The 254-nt window shown below is 50.8% G+C and carries 1 pseudogene; it reads left to right on the top strand.

Features of this window, described 5'->3' with window-relative positions:
- A pseudogene (locus tag QOS03_RS09340) lies at positions 1-254 on the top strand (hypothetical protein); the annotation flags it as partial.

The following is a 254-nucleotide window of genomic DNA, read 5'->3' as shown; positions in this document are numbered from 1 at the left end:
GGTGAGATGTACGCCGGCAAAGAAGCGCAGATCAACGGCAAGTGGTACAACTTTACGAGTGATGGGTCGGCAAGCACTGGCTTTACGAAACTAGCAAGCGGCAAGACGGTCTATTATAACGCGCAAGGTCAGATGCAGTATGGCCTGCAAACGATCAATGGCAAGATTTACTACTTCAACACGTGGAGCGGTGAGATGTACGCCGGCAAAGAAGCGCAGATCAACGGCAAGTGGTACAACTTTACGAGTGATGG

Source organism: Limosilactobacillus pulli (genome assembly GCF_947381555.1).
In the GTDB taxonomy this organism is placed as follows: Bacteria; Bacillota; Bacilli; order Lactobacillales; family Lactobacillaceae; genus Limosilactobacillus; species Limosilactobacillus pulli.
The sequence above is the reverse complement of the archived record's forward strand: the minus strand, read 5'-3'. Positions and strand labels throughout refer to the sequence as shown.